The organism is Parachlamydia acanthamoebae (assembly GCF_000875975.1).
GTDB classification, from domain to species: domain Bacteria; phylum Chlamydiota; class Chlamydiia; order Chlamydiales; family Parachlamydiaceae; genus Parachlamydia; species Parachlamydia acanthamoebae.
Window position 1 is genome coordinate 63,638 of record NZ_BAWW01000008.1, and the last position, 14,354, is coordinate 77,991.

14 protein-coding genes are annotated in these 14,354 nt (G+C 40.0%); 8 read left to right on the forward strand and 6 right to left on the reverse strand.

Annotated features, from left to right (window positions below):
• Window positions 1-2 precede the first annotated feature (2 nt).
• The 3 genes from AOM43_RS04290 to AOM43_RS04300 form a co-directional block, all read right to left on the reverse strand.
• Window positions 3-2,741, reverse strand: a complete 2,739-nt coding sequence (locus AOM43_RS04290) for an AMP-binding protein (RefSeq protein WP_059359209.1) — start codon at window positions 2,739-2,741, stop codon at window positions 3-5.
• Window positions 2,742-2,937: 196 nt separating this feature from the next.
• Window positions 2,938-3,267: a rhodanese-like domain-containing protein gene (locus tag AOM43_RS04295; protein ID WP_006341048.1), complete on the reverse strand. Its 330-nt coding sequence runs from the start codon at window positions 3,265-3,267 to the stop codon at window positions 2,938-2,940.
• A 146-nt stretch (window positions 3,268-3,413) separates the two neighbouring features.
• A complete protein-coding gene (locus AOM43_RS04300) occupies window positions 3,414-4,709 on the reverse strand; it encodes a PhoH family protein (RefSeq protein ID WP_013925133.1) in 1,296 nt (431 codons plus the stop codon).
• A 231-nt stretch (window positions 4,710-4,940) separates the two neighbouring features.
• On the opposite strand from AOM43_RS04300, the gene AOM43_RS04305 reads away from it, so the two are divergent.
• Window positions 4,941-5,657: a hypothetical protein gene (locus AOM43_RS04305; RefSeq protein ID WP_006341050.1), complete on the forward strand. Its 717-nt coding sequence runs from the start codon at window positions 4,941-4,943 to the stop codon at window positions 5,655-5,657.
• A gap of 59 nt (window positions 5,658-5,716) precedes the next feature.
• Here the strand turns inward: AOM43_RS04305 and AOM43_RS13930 are convergent, their stop codons facing one another.
• On the reverse strand, window positions 5,717-5,848 hold the full coding sequence (locus tag AOM43_RS13930) for a hypothetical protein (protein ID WP_013925134.1): 132 nt from the start codon (window positions 5,846-5,848) through the stop codon (window positions 5,717-5,719).
• A gap of 366 nt (window positions 5,849-6,214) precedes the next feature.
• Between AOM43_RS13930 and AOM43_RS04310 the strand changes: the two genes are divergently transcribed.
• Genes AOM43_RS04310 through lexA form a run of 4 tightly spaced genes read left to right on the forward strand, consistent with a single transcriptional unit; the run spans window position 6,215 to window position 9,437 of the window.
• Entirely contained in the window at window positions 6,215-7,453 is a 1,239-nt protein-coding gene (locus AOM43_RS04310; RefSeq protein WP_059359211.1) for an SH3 domain-containing protein, read from the forward strand.
• 26 nt (window positions 7,454-7,479) lie between these two features.
• A complete protein-coding gene (locus AOM43_RS04315; RefSeq protein ID WP_006341053.1) occupies window positions 7,480-8,142 on the forward strand; it encodes a queuosine precursor transporter in 663 nt (220 codons plus the stop codon).
• Window positions 8,143-8,146: 4 nt separating this feature from the next.
• Window positions 8,147-8,833, forward strand: a complete 687-nt coding sequence (locus AOM43_RS04320; protein ID WP_006341054.1) for a phosphatase PAP2 family protein — start codon at window positions 8,147-8,149, stop codon at window positions 8,831-8,833.
• A complete protein-coding gene (gene lexA / locus AOM43_RS04325; RefSeq protein WP_013925136.1) occupies window positions 8,817-9,437 on the forward strand; it encodes a transcriptional repressor LexA in 621 nt (206 codons plus the stop codon). Before AOM43_RS04320 ends, lexA begins: the two co-directional genes overlap by 17 nt.
• 13 nt (window positions 9,438-9,450) lie before the next feature.
• On the opposite strand, the gene AOM43_RS04330 is transcribed toward lexA, so the two are convergent.
• Both AOM43_RS04330 and AOM43_RS04335 read right to left on the reverse strand, forming a co-directional pair.
• Complete coding sequence (locus tag AOM43_RS04330) at window positions 9,451-10,296, reverse strand: CDP-alcohol phosphatidyltransferase family protein (protein WP_013925137.1); 846 nt, start codon at window positions 10,294-10,296, stop codon at window positions 9,451-9,453.
• A 115-nt stretch (window positions 10,297-10,411) separates the two neighbouring features.
• The gene (locus tag AOM43_RS04335; RefSeq protein ID WP_006341057.1) at window positions 10,412-11,164 is read right to left on the reverse strand and encodes an ABC transporter ATP-binding protein; all 753 of its coding nucleotides are present in this window, start codon (window positions 11,162-11,164) and stop codon (window positions 10,412-10,414) included.
• Between the two features lie 106 nt (window positions 11,165-11,270).
• On the opposite strand from AOM43_RS04335, the gene AOM43_RS04340 reads away from it, so the two are divergent.
• The 3 genes from AOM43_RS04340 (at window position 11,271) to AOM43_RS04350 (ending at window position 14,347) form a co-directional block, all read left to right on the forward strand.
• Window positions 11,271-12,470 (forward strand): M24 family metallopeptidase, encoded by a 1,200-nt coding sequence (locus AOM43_RS04340; protein WP_059359213.1) that lies wholly within the window; start codon window positions 11,271-11,273, stop codon window positions 12,468-12,470.
• Window positions 12,471-12,553: 83 nt separating this feature from the next.
• Window positions 12,554-13,831, forward strand: coding sequence for an amino acid permease (locus AOM43_RS04345; RefSeq protein WP_013925138.1), 1,278 nt, complete (start codon window positions 12,554-12,556; stop codon window positions 13,829-13,831).
• A 15-nt stretch (window positions 13,832-13,846) separates the two neighbouring features.
• Window positions 13,847-14,347, forward strand: a complete 501-nt coding sequence (locus AOM43_RS04350; protein WP_013925139.1) for a DUF2760 domain-containing protein — start codon at window positions 13,847-13,849, stop codon at window positions 14,345-14,347.
• Window positions 14,348-14,354 lie beyond the last annotated feature (7 nt).

The following is a 14,354-nucleotide window of genomic DNA, read 5'->3' on the forward strand; positions in this document are numbered from 1 at the left end:
TCCTACTCAGATGTTTCTGTTTGCTTATTTATATATTCTGCTTCCAATTCACGATAATGAATTTTTCCTGTTCCCATTAATGGAATTTCTTCCAGCTGGATCAAGGCTGAAATTTTCACCAAATTGCTAAATCCTGCATCACGCAATGCTTTATTAATTTCATCCAACGTGACAGAAAACTTCGTAAATAAAAAGAGTTTTGTTTTTCCTCCATCGTGCTCCTTGGCACTAACGGCAAGAATAGGCCCCTCTTCTGCCGACCACCCTTTTTCAAGAGCTGTCTGCAAGAGCACATCTTCTATAGCCGGCAAGCTCACCATTTCTGCACCGATTTTGATAAATCGTTTCATTCTGCCAGAAATCGTTAAATTACTTTCTGGATCGAGGAAACCCAAGTCGCCCGTCTTATACCAGGTTTTTCCTTCGATGTCGACAAAAGGAGATGCAAGTCCCGGGTTTAAATAGCCTTGAAAAACATTTGGACCTCTTGCCAGAATTAATCCTTGTTGACCTTGCGGAAGAAATGCATACGTTTCCGGATGCACAATCACAATCTCGATTCCGGGGAAAGCTTTTCCAACACCTCGATTCGGCTTGCCCACTTCGTTTGCGGTCAAAATAGGTGAACATTCGGTAATTCCATATCCCTCAAGAAGCGCATCTAGTTTTCCGATTTGCTCCATTTCTCGGAATAACTGAGGGGGAGCTTTTTCTGCACCCGTTACACATAAACGTAAGGAATCCAACTGGCCAGGATTTGAAGATTTAATCATTCCTCTTAGAAAAGTAGGGGCCCCACAGGTAATCGTGACTTTCCACTTTTCGACATTTCGAGTCAATTCTTTGCCGTTTGTTGGATCTGGAGAATAAACCACTCGCACTCCCGCAAGCAGGCATAAAATCCCACAAATGTTAAATCCTAATGCGTGGAATGGAGGCAAAAATCCATAAAAAACGTCGTCAGAATAAATTTTGATTACATTAAAAATGGTTCTCTGATTACTTAACAAGTTTTCATGTGTCAAAGGAACCCCTTTTGGCAAGCTTTCTGTTCCGCTCGTGAAAAGTAGAACGGCCTCATCGTCTTTTGAGATATTTTGCATATTAAACTTTTTCAAAATCGCTCGCGTACTTCTTTTCGACCACCAAAAGGCTTTTAATTTGTCAGAGAGGCTAAATTCATGTCGCACATCTTCAAGTAAAATCAACTGGTTTTCAATAGGTGTTAAATCGACATTATGCAGCTTATCGATAAAAACCCACGAACTTAAAACAGTCTCTAAACCAGCTAATTGGACTACAGATTCCAAATGACGAGCTCCCACTGTCCAGTTAATCAAAACAGGAACTTTGCCCGCTATTTGGGTTGCTAAAATGACTACATAGGCAGGAACGCTAGCGGGTAGCATGATACCAATACGTTTACCGGGCAGCTTTTGAATATAGGCGGCCAATAGCAACACACGCATTTTCAGTTGTGAATAGGTTAATATGCCAGAACGTTCATCCGCACAGGCAATCGTCCCCTTCTTTTTTGCACATTGATTAAGAAAGACTTCCGGAATCGTTTGACCTGGAGCTAAATTTACTTCATGCCGAGAAAATTTTTTATTCCATTTCGAAAAATCTTTATCTTCGTTTTGAGTTTGTTCTTTACAGACAATCTGTTTGGATGCCAAAGCCATTAATTTACCGACAGTCGTCAACTCTTTAAAAGGGACGGTATCGACATCAAATTGATCTTTTAAATACACATTCAATTCGGAAATATCTAAAGAATCTAAGCCAAGATCTGAGGACAATGACATCTCTGGATGGATATTCGCAGCCGAAATGTCTGTCATTTCTTGCAATTTGCTTAGAACGCTTTCGCGAATACCCGGTGGAATTGAAGCGATGTTTACATCAGGATCATCGTTGTTATCTTCGACGGTTATTTTAGGATAAACCTCTCCCCACATACTAGTCGAAACAAAAATTAAAGAATCACCAGGATATTCACCCTCTTGCTGCGTTAGTCCATCGGGGCGATTGTACCAATGTTCCAAATAACGATTAAATTCTAAGCGGCTACCGTGAACAGGCATATCTGCCGGAGCAACTTCATATTCAATAATAACTTCACGTCTGGGAGTAAAAAGCAAAAGGTTTTTAAAAACGCTTTTGACTCCATCCATAATGACTTTAAACATATTTGGCGTTTGGCCTGTCAATGCGCGTGAGAAAGAGCTTCCCCACAATCCTTTAACGCGTACAAGGACAATATTAGTATCGGGAGCCGCTTGTAAAATACGATGGACACCCGAATTTCCCCCCAAAATCTCGCGAGCAGTTTGTTTTAAACCGCCTCCGGGATAGATTAAAAAGTTATCTTTTTGATTTAAGCCATCAATCACAGCTTGCAAAGCTTTTTCACTTTTATTGCGCTTTAAACTATTTCCCGAAGTTTCGAAATTGGGAACTGGAATGGCCTTGAAAAAACGCATTAACCAATTGATAGCAGGATTGTAATACATATACTCGATCACCATTGGCCTGATGGAAAATTTTTTCATAATGCCAATAGATGTCAAAACAGGATCGACGAAAACAGCTGGATGGCTCGGCAAGAAGAGAACGCCTCCAGGCTTATTCAGAGTGTTTTCATTCAAATTTTCTAGGCCTTTGTACGTTACTTTATATCTAAACCAAAGGACAAAACGAAAAAAATATACAATTAAAAGCTCGGCAATAAATCGCACAATATATTCTCCATTTTAATGAAGCATGGCTTAATATTTAATCCATGTCTCTTGAATAAAGAGTTGAGTATAAACTTTTTCGAGATTTTCTTCCATAGCTTAGAAAGGTGTCGCTTTCAGGGCAAGAAATGCTGAAAATGGAAAAGCTTTGCCATCAAATTTGATGGCAAAGCCAGAGTAGTGTGGATCGATTACATCACCCCTTTTCTACAGGGAGTCCCCGATGCTGCCAGGCGACTAACCCACCCGCCAAGTTATAAGCCTCGCTTTCTTGCTTATCTACGCTCCAGCAAGCTGCAGCATAAGCAGATCGATGGCCTGACTTGCAATAGAACACAATTTTTTTCGTAGAGGGTACAGATGGAACTTTCTCAGCTTTAAATTGTGAAATCGGCAAAAGAGTCGCATTAGAAATCCTCTCTTCTTGATATTCACACAATTCCCGGACATCCACCAACACAACTTGCGAGTCATCCATCCATTGCTTTAAAGTCTGAGGATCAATTTCTTTAATTTTTTTTGCCATATACGCCCCCTAAACGATTTCCATAATCTCAAAAAAGCAAACAATTCTAGCATTTGTTTCTTTAAATTGCATTATGGCGCATTTGGAGCTATCTGGCAATATTGAATTAAAAAAAAATCTATATCGTTTATTCCGTTTTCTTTACTCTACAAAATTTCTGCAGCCAGTGCCGCCAATTCCGATCTTTCTGTCTTTTCTAGAAACATATTCCCATAAATTTTTTGATCGGCAAACCGACCTACTGCATAGGTCAATCCGTTTGAATCTTTATCCAAATAAGGATGGTCAATTTGTGTAGGATCCCCCGTTAAGATCACTTTAGTACCTTCACCCGCACGAGAAATAATCGTCTTAACTTCGTGTGGAGTTAGGTTTTGGGCTTCATCCACAATGATATACATTTTTGGTAAAGAACGTCCACGAATGTAAGTTACGGCTTCCATCTCAACTTTTTTGCTTTCCGTGACCCAGCGCAGGGTATCGGTTGTTTGCCCTGAAGGAGATTCACACAAAAATTCTAAGTTATCATAAATAGGCTGCATCCAATGAAAGAGCTTTTCTTCTTTTGTCCCCGGCAAATACCCGATATCACGTCCAAGAGGAATTACGGGTCGGCTAACGAGAATCCGTGAATAGATTCCTTCGTCAAAGACCTTCCTTAATCCGCAAGCCAAGGCCAATAGTGTCTTACCTGTTCCCGCTGGCCCCAGTAATGTCACAAGCTTAATATCGTCACGCAACAGCAGGTCCACCGCACAGCGCTGCTCCACATTCCGTGGTTTAATTCCCCACATATTGACAGATTTTAGCAGGGGTTCTACCTGCTTACGTACAGGGTCGTACTTTCCTACAGCCGAAGAATTCTCTGGAGAGGTCATCACAAGATACTCATTCGGATGGCAATCTAAATCGGGCAGCTTGATGAATCCATCTTTGAAAAAGGAATCTACATCATGCTTTGTCACCTCTACTCGTCGGTTTCCCCGGTACATGGTTTGATAAGCATACTTGAGGTTCTCATAATCTTCTGCTTCCAAGCCAATTGCTTCTGCTTTAATGCGAGCGGCAAAATCTTTTGAAACAAAAACAACATTTTCTGAGCGTTCAAATAGCAGATAAGCTGCCATAATGATTTTGTTATCTGTTGTAGATAAAGAAAAGTCTCCCTTATAATCTTTTTTAATCTCAAGCGCAATGCGCACGTCGGAATCATTAGATAAAGAGATTCCATTATGTAAATCACCCTTTCCTTCGGATGCTAAAGAATCTAGAAAACGAAAAAAAGCCCGCGAATTCTTTCCTAAATCATTAGGTAAGCGTTTCATTTTGTCGAGTTCTTCTAAAACAGCTACTGGAATGACAACACGATTACGAGGAAATTTAATAATCGCTTCAGGATCATGCAGGATCACGTTAGTATCAAGTACAAATGTTTTTTTCACTAGAACCTCCTTTACCGAACTTTTCAAAGGGGACGCAATTTAGTATGGTGAACCTATGAGCCGAAGCTTACGAAAGAAAGAAAAAAAGTGCGAAACAAAAATGCATGTTGAGAGATCTATTTTTGAACAATTCAGCAATCAACCCCATCGACTGCTAATTTAGTTTGACGAGAAATCCCCTCTCGAGCTAAGATTGAAACTTCAAGTAGATAAAGAAGTTAAAGGAGCTTTATGAAAATAACAGATAAAATTTTAAGCATCCCTCCTCATATTTCAACGACTTGGGCTAACATTTCCTCTCTACAAATGAAGGGACTTCTCTTAGTAGTCACTCTAATGGGAGGCGAAAGCGTCAATATACCAGGCTTATCTCTAGAAATTATTGAGAAAATCTTTTCTACCCATGCAACTTTCTTAGAACAAGAAACCCTTGCCCCCTCCTCCACATCTCACTTACTGTCTTCTAAAGGAACAGTGAGTGAAATTGAACTTCCTTTTCGGATGGGTTTCTCAACATTAGATGGGATAGGAACAGCCTTACAGCACAATCCAGCTCACGCTGACGCCCCTGACCTCCCTGAAGAAATTCTCGGAAAAATTGGAGCTATTGCTAAAATTATTTCTCCCGAAACTGAAGGCGATATTCCGAAACCGGAACCGCATTGCAATTGCATGCATTGCCAAATCGCAAGAACGATTCATCAAAACCTAACTGATGAAGAAGACTATGAAGAAATCGAGAACATTGAAGAGAATGCGGTAGAAGACGTTTCTGAAGAAGATCTACGTTTTTCCGACTGGGATATCACGCAAACTGGCGATAAGCTATTTTCTGTGGTTAAACGCCTAGACCCGGCAGAGAAATATAGTGTTTATCTCGGTCACCCAGTAGGGTGCACCTGTGGCCACACAGGCTGCGAACACATCTTAGCCGTTTTAAAAAGCTAAATGCATACAAGGAAGAATTCAAAAGGTTCTTCCTTTTTAAGACTCTTCTTAGAGTAAATTTAACCTAATTTTTTCTTCATCTCTTCTAAAGAAATCGTTCCCTTTGCTGCATTTTTTAAAGCAAGCTTTGCTTTACGAATATCTTCAGCATTTTCCAGAGCTTCCAAAATTTCTAAATCCTCAATTGGCACTATAGCAACCTGCCTCTTGTGATTAGTAAGAAGAATACGTTATTGTTTTTAGCTAACGCCTCCAAAAATATTCCTAAGTCCTTTCTCACTTGAGCAACGAAAACCCTTCTCATGTTTACTAAGCATTCACACCGCAATCTCAACACTTCCCATATTAAATATTAACTCATTGGTTTAAGTATTTTTAGCCTTTTTAACTTTCAATTTTTAAATTTTACAGTTCTTTGGAATCCATGATAAAGATAAATAAAAAGAGTCAAATTTTAGACTTCAAAAGACCCATTTAGCTGATCCTTTTCTTGTATTAAAACCCTTAAAAGACATAACATCTACTTATCCACTGTCATCATTACCCTGGAGCAGATCATGTCCAAAATCTCCACAACCCTTCTTCTTTTTTGTTCAACTTTAATTGGAACTATCCCTTCTCCCTTAATGGCCGCAAATCCACCTGGACTTTCCACAAATGCATTTCCGGCTTTTACTGGAAAGGTGATTCGCAATAAAGTCAGAATTCGACTTGAACCTTCCATGGAAAGCATGATTTTAAAAGAAATCGTCAACGGAGATATGGTTGTTGTAACGGGTGAAACAGACGAGTTTTACGCCATTCTGCCTCCTGAAGAAACAAAAGCCTACATTTTTCGCACATTCGTGCTAGACGACATTGTTGAAGGGCATAAAGTAAACGTGCGCCTATCCCCCTCACTTGAATCCCCTGTAATTGCGCAATTGAATACGGGAGATCGGGTAAACGGATCTGTGAGTACATCAAACGCAAAATGGTTGGAAATCACACCTCCAAATCATGTACGGTTCTACATTGCCAAAGATTATATTGAAAAAATTGGCCCCCCCGATTTAATGGCTAAAATCGAAAAAAGAAAGCAAGAAGCCTGCTCCACTTTCAGCCAAACGACATTAGCTCTCCAAACAGAGCTCCAAAAACCGTTCGAAAATATGCATGTCGACCATTTGTTTCAAAGCTTGAATCAAATGGCTAAAGAATACACCGATTTACCAGATGTTTCGGCGCAAGCAAAAGATTTCTTAAAGCACAGCCAAGAAATTTATCTGCATAAAAAAATCGCGTATCTAGAAAACAAAACACAAGACCATTCTCAGAATTGGCAGGCAAAGCATTATGAATTGACTTCTGAATTAGAAGAAAAACAGAACAAGCTCGCTCAACTCGAAAAAGAATTAGCTGCAAAAGCACAAGCCCAACAAAGTCATGTCGCGACTCCAACGACGCCCCCTAAAGCTAAAACCCCTTCTTTGCAATGGGCATCCATTGAGCAACAGCGTTTCGAAGAATGGATTGCTAAGCGTGGCGGAGAAGGAACTTTTGATGAATTTTATGAAGAACAAGAAGTCAATCACACAGTGTTAACAGGAATTATTGAACCATATTCCCGCCCTGTTAAAAATAAACCGGGTGATTTTGTTTTAATTAACCAAGTCACACATTTACCCATTGCTTATCTGTATACAACAATCGGCTCAATTCAAGACAAGATAGGGCAACCTGTGACGATTCATGCCTCTCCAAGGCCCAATCATCACTTTGCTTATCCGGCTTATTATATCTTGTCGTTTGAATAGATTTTAAACTATTAAATTTAATAAATATGAAAGAAAAATTTTACACTTCAATCGTTTCGTTTTTTTGCCTAGTTGTTGTCGTGACCAGCTTACTATCTGCGAAGCTATTTCCAGCACCTTTCAGTTCCAATTTTTATTTGCCTGTTGGGATGCTCTGCTATCCTTTTACATTTTTAGCTGGCAACATTGTCACTGAAATTTATGGGTCTCGTCACGCAAGCTTTATGATTTACCTGGGATTTGGATTAGCTCTTATTACCCATTTTTTTATTGACTTTGCGATATCCCTCCCCTCTTCAAATCCCGAAATCCAGGTCGCCTTCAAAGCTGCTTTTGGGTTAAATGGAATCACCATTTATGGCTCTATGTTAGCATTCATTATCTCACAAACTCTTGAGATTAAGCTTTTCTTGTTCATAAAAAAACTAACTAACGGAAAGTATTTATGGCTTAGAAACAACGGTGCGATTGTTGTTTCGCAATTTATCGACACGTTTATTGCAAATTGGATTCTTCTTTATCTGGGAATGAAACTGGATTTAGAGCAAACGATCCATATTATCTTGGCGTGTTATGTATATAAGCTGATTCTTTCATTTTGCGGAACACCTTTATTTTATGGGTTTGTCTATCTACTAAAAAATAACATTGGACAACCCGATTCTAAACCTATTGTTGTCGACGCTTGAGAATATGATCCATTTTAAAAGGCATATACGTTGGTTGCTTCCACTCATAATATGGCTTTGCATCACGCCCTTCACTCCGCGCATCGATTTAGCACTGAGCCACTATTTCTACTCAGACAGCACGAAACATTTTGCTTCAAATGCCTTTTATCAATGGGTTTATAACTACGGCGCTTGGCCAGGACTTTTCCTTGCGGTAAGCGCGCTTGTCGTTTTAATTCTTTCTTTTTTTATTCACGCATGGCAAAAATGGAGATCCAGTGCACTTTTGCTTGTCCTCACTTGCGCGATTGGATCAGGCCTCGTTGTCCATGCCATTCTGAAGGAAAATTGGGGCAGGCCACGACCAAGACAAATCACCGAATTTGGCGGACAGCTTAATTTTCGTCCCTACTATGTCCCCTATTTTGCAAAGCAACCTGAAAAAACTAAATCCTTTCCGAGTGGACACAGCTCAATGGGATTTTATTTTCTTGTCCTTGTTGTTTTAGGTTATACGTTAAAAAATAAATCCCTCATTTATATGGGAGCAATCTGCACACTTCTTTTCGGCACATTACTCAGTTTAACGCGCGTTGCGCAAGGGGGACATTTTTTTTCGGATGTTCTTTTCTCCGGCTTAATCATGTGGTGGTGTGCTTTGAGTATTAATTGGTTATTACATCAGAAAGCATATGAAAGGACTCACTAAACGACAGCAAGAAATCTTGGATTACATCCAAGAATTTATCCATTCACATCAATTTTCTCCCAGTTATCGAGAGATTATGCAAAATTTTGGATATTCTTCTTTGGGTTCTGTTTCCAAGCATTTACAAGTCTTAAAGCGAAAAGGTTTATTAACGTCTGAAAAAAAATGCAGCAGATCAATAAAGCCCTTAGAAACAAAACCATCTCACCTTAATCAACATGAATTAGAACTCCCCTTCATTGGACATATTTTGGCCGGATTTCCTGTTGAAATTTTTCCAAAAACACAATCCCTCGCGGTTCCAAAGTTTTTAGTACAGGAACCCGATTCAAGTTATATTTTGCGAGCGCGTGGAAACTCTTTAAATGATGAGATGATCAGCGACGGAGATCTTTTAATAGTCGAAACGGGTAGAGAAGCGTGCTCAGGGGAATGGATTGTCGCTTTACTCAATGAACATGAAACATTTATTAAACGTTACTATCCTGAAGGCCAATATGTGCGCTTGGCTGGACATGATTCCGCACAGTCGCCCATCATGATTCACTTGGATGATCTTGTCATCCAGGGAATCGTTGTCGGACTCGTCAGATTATATGACTAATGGATAGGATTTCCTATTCATGCCATTCAGTGTCTTCAGGCTCAGGCTCAAAATCTTCTAATGTTTTAGACTTTTTTCCAGAAATCAAACGAATCAAAGAAAGAGTCCAGGCAATTAAAACATAAGTCCAAGACAGGATGAAAAACAGCAAAGGAAAATGCTGTACGATTCCATAAAAAATCAAAACTGCTGCCACAACAATGCAAAACACTAACTGAAAAGAAGCCACTCTGACATGTAAGCTTTTAAAACTGGGAAACTTCCATCGGCTAATCATAAAATAGCCCAAAACAACAAAAGCGGAGATCAAAAACCACGCTTGCGTTTCAAGACTGATGGAAATATAGTGATTAAAATCATTTGAAGCCAAAAACAGATTAGCAGAGACCATTGCCGCTGCCCCAGCAGGAATTGGCAGCCCCGTGAAATTTTTTTTATTGGCAGCTAAAAGCTCCTCATCGCCACGAGCCTGTTGGGCAGATGCACTAAAACGCGCTAATCTTAAAACGCCGCAAACAGAAAATATCATTGCCGCAATTGTCAAAAAAGCTGAAAGTTGCGATCCCTGTTCCAAGCTAGCTGTTTTAAGTACAATCACAGCGGGAGCAACACCAAAGGTTACAGCATCAGCTAAAGAATCAAAAATCCCACCAAATTCACTTTCCGCTTTCATCGCTCTAGCCACCGCTCCATCAAGCAAATCCGCGAACGCAGCTAGTAACATGATTCCTGCTGTTGCCATTAAGATATGTTGATCTACTTGGCCAAAATTTGTCATAGTCATTTTAAAAATGACAAACAAACCGCATGTTAAGCTAAATGCTGTTATAATATTGGGAAGTAAGTAGATTTTTTTCATCTTTTCCTCAGACATTATCTGATTAATATTGAATCCATTAAGTTTAATATAAAGGATTTATTCATTTACTGATAGCTTCAGATTTAAAAAAAGGTATATTAAACTAAAGAATTAATTAAAGAGCTGCTAACCCTTGAACTCTTTCCACTTGCCGTAAAGCTTCACGCATTTGGTGCATGAGGCGTCCGGCTTTTTCAGGATGGTGGCGGTCTTCATCTAAAATGTTCCATTCCTCAGTAATCTCCCCTTCTTGCAATAAAAATACGTGATCGGCCATCGCAAGAGCATCGTGAAAATCATGGGTCACCATCAAAATGGTTGTCTCCAATTGTTTTTGGATATGTCGCATAAAGACATACATCTGCTCCCTCAAGACAACATCTAGAGATCCAAACGGTTCATCTAAAAGTAAGACTGGACGATTTAAAATCAAGGCACGAGCAAGCGAAATTCTTTGCCGCATTCCACCAGAAAGTTCATCCGGAAATTTATCTTCACAGTCTGATAATCCGAACAAACCCAATAATCGACGCGCATCTTCTTTTAACTGAGGAAGAGGGACTGTTGTTTTTTTGCCTAGCTCTGCACTGAGTGTCATATTGCGAATAACCGTACGCCATGGAAGAAGCAAGTCCTCTTGCATCATGTATGCAATTAAATCGTCATTCTCTGACAATGGTTTGTTATCAATTAAAATTGCTCCTGAAGCAGGAGAAAGAAGCCTCGTTAAAATTTTAAACAATGTCGATTTGCCCGATCCAGACGCTCCAATCAGAGCTCCGCTTTCTCCCTTATTCAATTTAAGCGAAAGATTTTTAAGAATCTTGTTTCCTTCATACGAAAATGAGAGATTTGATATATTTAGCATTCGAAAACAACTTTGACATTAAAATTAAAAGAAGAAATCTTAAAATTTCATTTGATTTTTGTAAACCTATTTTCAGAACAATTATTATCACTTTTTTAGAGGCAATATGTCATTTCAGCAGACTTTACACGATGTTCAGCACAAGCTTAAAGACAACCAATTAGATGGCTGGCTGCTTTATGACTTTCGCCGCTCAAATCCCTTGGCATGCCAATTTCTTGAAATTGCGCCTGAAACCAATTTAACTAGACGTTTTTTTTATTGGATTCCTCAAATAGGCTCCCCCATTAAAATCATTAGCATCATTGAAAGCCACCTCCTGGACCACTTACCTGGAGAAAAATTAACCTACCGCTCATGGCCTGAGCTAGAGGGCCATCTAGCTCGGCTTCTTTCGGATAAAAAACAAGTAGCAATGGAATACTCTCCACGCAACGCCATTCCAGCAATCTCTAAAGTAGATGCGGGCACCATCGAAATGATTCGCTCATACGGCATTGAAGTGATGAGCTCGGCCGATCTTTTGCAAAGCTATACGAGTACATGGACCGCCTTTCAACTACAGACACATCGAAATGCGCTTAAAATTTTGGAAGAAAGTGCTCAGCTAGCTTGGAAATTGATCGCAGATAAATTAAGCACAAGTCAAAAAGTGACAGAGTATGATGTACAACAATTTCTCTTGAACTGCATGAAAGAAAAAGGCTGCATCACATCCGATCCCCCCATCTGCGCAGTCAACGCGCATTCTGCGAACCCTCACTATACACCTGATGCCAAACATTTTGCAGAAATTCGTCCAGGTGATTTTATTCTCATTGACTTATGGTGCAAACAAAATATCACTCATGCTGTTTATGCAGATATCACGCAAGTCGGCGTGGCTGCCGAAACCCCAACAATGTGGCAACAAACGATTTTTTCGGTTGTTAAAGAGTCCCGAGATGCCACAACACGCTTTATCCAAGAAAATATCGAAAACAACCTGCCCGTTATGGGCTGGGAAGCCGATCAAGTCAGTCGCGATGTAATCACAGAAGCAGGTTTTGGGAATTTTTTTATCCATCGCACGGGTCACAACATTGGAGAAGAAGACCATGGTCCAGGAGCTCACCTAGATAATCTTGAGACACACGATGAAAGACTTTTATTGCCAGAAACCTGCTTCTCAATAGAACCTGGAATCTATCTTCCAAATGAATTTGGAGTACGATTGGAATATGATGTCTTTATCCATCCTGACCGCAGAGTCGAAGTCACTGGAAATGTGCAAAATAGCTTGATTTGTCTAGGTGAATACAAATAATTTTTGATACCATTTTAACTTGCATACAATTGGATTTAGGATTAAACTTTTATCCTTTTAGATAATCAACATAAAGGATTTGTGTGGAGCAACAACAGCCCATCTCAAGAGGAAATATTTTTTCAGCAATGTTTTTAGTTGCTGGAACTTGCATTGGCGGTGGAATGCTCGCACTACCTGTTGCAACTGGAGTCAGCGGCTTTATTCCCTCTCTTTCTATCATGGCCGTTTGCTGGCTAGCAATGACTCTGACAGCTCTTTTCCTCGTCGAAGTAAGTTTATGGTTTGAGGAAGGCGCACATGTGATCACCATGACGCAAAAGATTTTAGGTCCAATTGGAAAAGCTGTAAGTTGGTTTCTTTATCTATTTATTTGCTACGCCTCTATCGTCGCTTATACTGCTGGCGGAGGCATTCAAATTGCGTCTGCTTTGGGACATTACTTAGGCCTGCCCATCAGCAAAGAAATTGGAGCTCTAATTTTCGTGGTGTTCTTTACCTTCGTCATTTATCTGGGAAGCCGATTTGTAGGAAAAGTAAATACCATTCTTTTCGTTGCCATGATTGCAGCCTATCTTGGACTTGTTGTCGTCGGAATTGATGAAATCCACCCAACCTTACTTAGCTATCAAAAATGGAACGTCTCCCTTTTTGCGGTTCCTTTTTTACTGACCGCTTTTAGCTTTCAAACCATGGTTCCCAGCTTGACTCCCTATCTCAAAAGTCATCCCAATGCTTTACGCTGGGCCATTATTGGTGGGACTTCTATCGCATTTGTTATCTATGCAATCTGGCAGTCTCTGATTTTAGGGATCATTCCTGTAGGTGGACATAATGGACTTGCCGCAGCCTTAATCAAAGGGGAACCTGCGACACAATGCTTGCATCAACATGTGATTGGCACTTGGATCTGTACAGTTGCGGAATTTTTTGCTTTCTTTGCAATCGCCACCTCATTCCTTGGAATGACTTTAGGTTTATTCGACTTTCTCGCTGATGGTTTGTCCATCAAAAAAGAAGGGATTGGAAAAGTTTTACTAAGCATCTTAATCGCTGTGCCAACGCTTTTATTTGCAGTTAAGTTTGAACGAATCTTCCTCGTTGCCCTAGAAACATCAGGTGGCTTTGGAGACTCTATTTTAAATGGGATGCTCCCTATTCTGATGATCTGGATCGGCCGCTACTGGATGAACCTCAAAGGCCCTTTTAAAGTACCCGGAGGAAAGCCTCTTTTAGCCATTCTCTTTTTGTTCTTCACATGTACACTGTTTTTAGAAATTCTTATTCAAGGTGGCTGGATTGCTTCCCCTTACGAAGAGTATCATTTGCATGACCTTGAAACACTCATTCATGAAGTCTAACACCAGGAATCGATTATGGGATTAATCACAGCCTTTAAAGCATTTTTTAAAGCCTTTAAAGACCCGCAAGGGGCTCAACAGTTTTTAGATGGACAACAACCATCTAAACAAATTCCTCAGCAAGAATCAGATCCTTCTCATCTACGTTTGCTAGCCATCTTGCAAAGAACGGGTCGTTTAATCGACTTTATTCAAGAAGACATTTCATCTTTTGATGATGCCCAGGTGGGTGCCGCTGTCAGGCAAATTCATCAAGACTGTCAAAAAACATTGGATGACTTGGTCGCGATTCGCCCTCTTTTAGACGAAAATGAAGGCTCAAAAATTCAAATCGCGGCAGGATATGATCCTTCAATGTACAAGCTTGTGGGGCATTTAAGCGGCACACCTCCTTTCACTGGAACAGTGATCCATCGAGGCTGGAAGGCGCATAAGAAATCTTTACCTAAAAAAACTGATACGCATCTGGATGAAATTATTTGTCCTGCTGAAATCGATATCATTAGAAAATCATAAGGGAAAT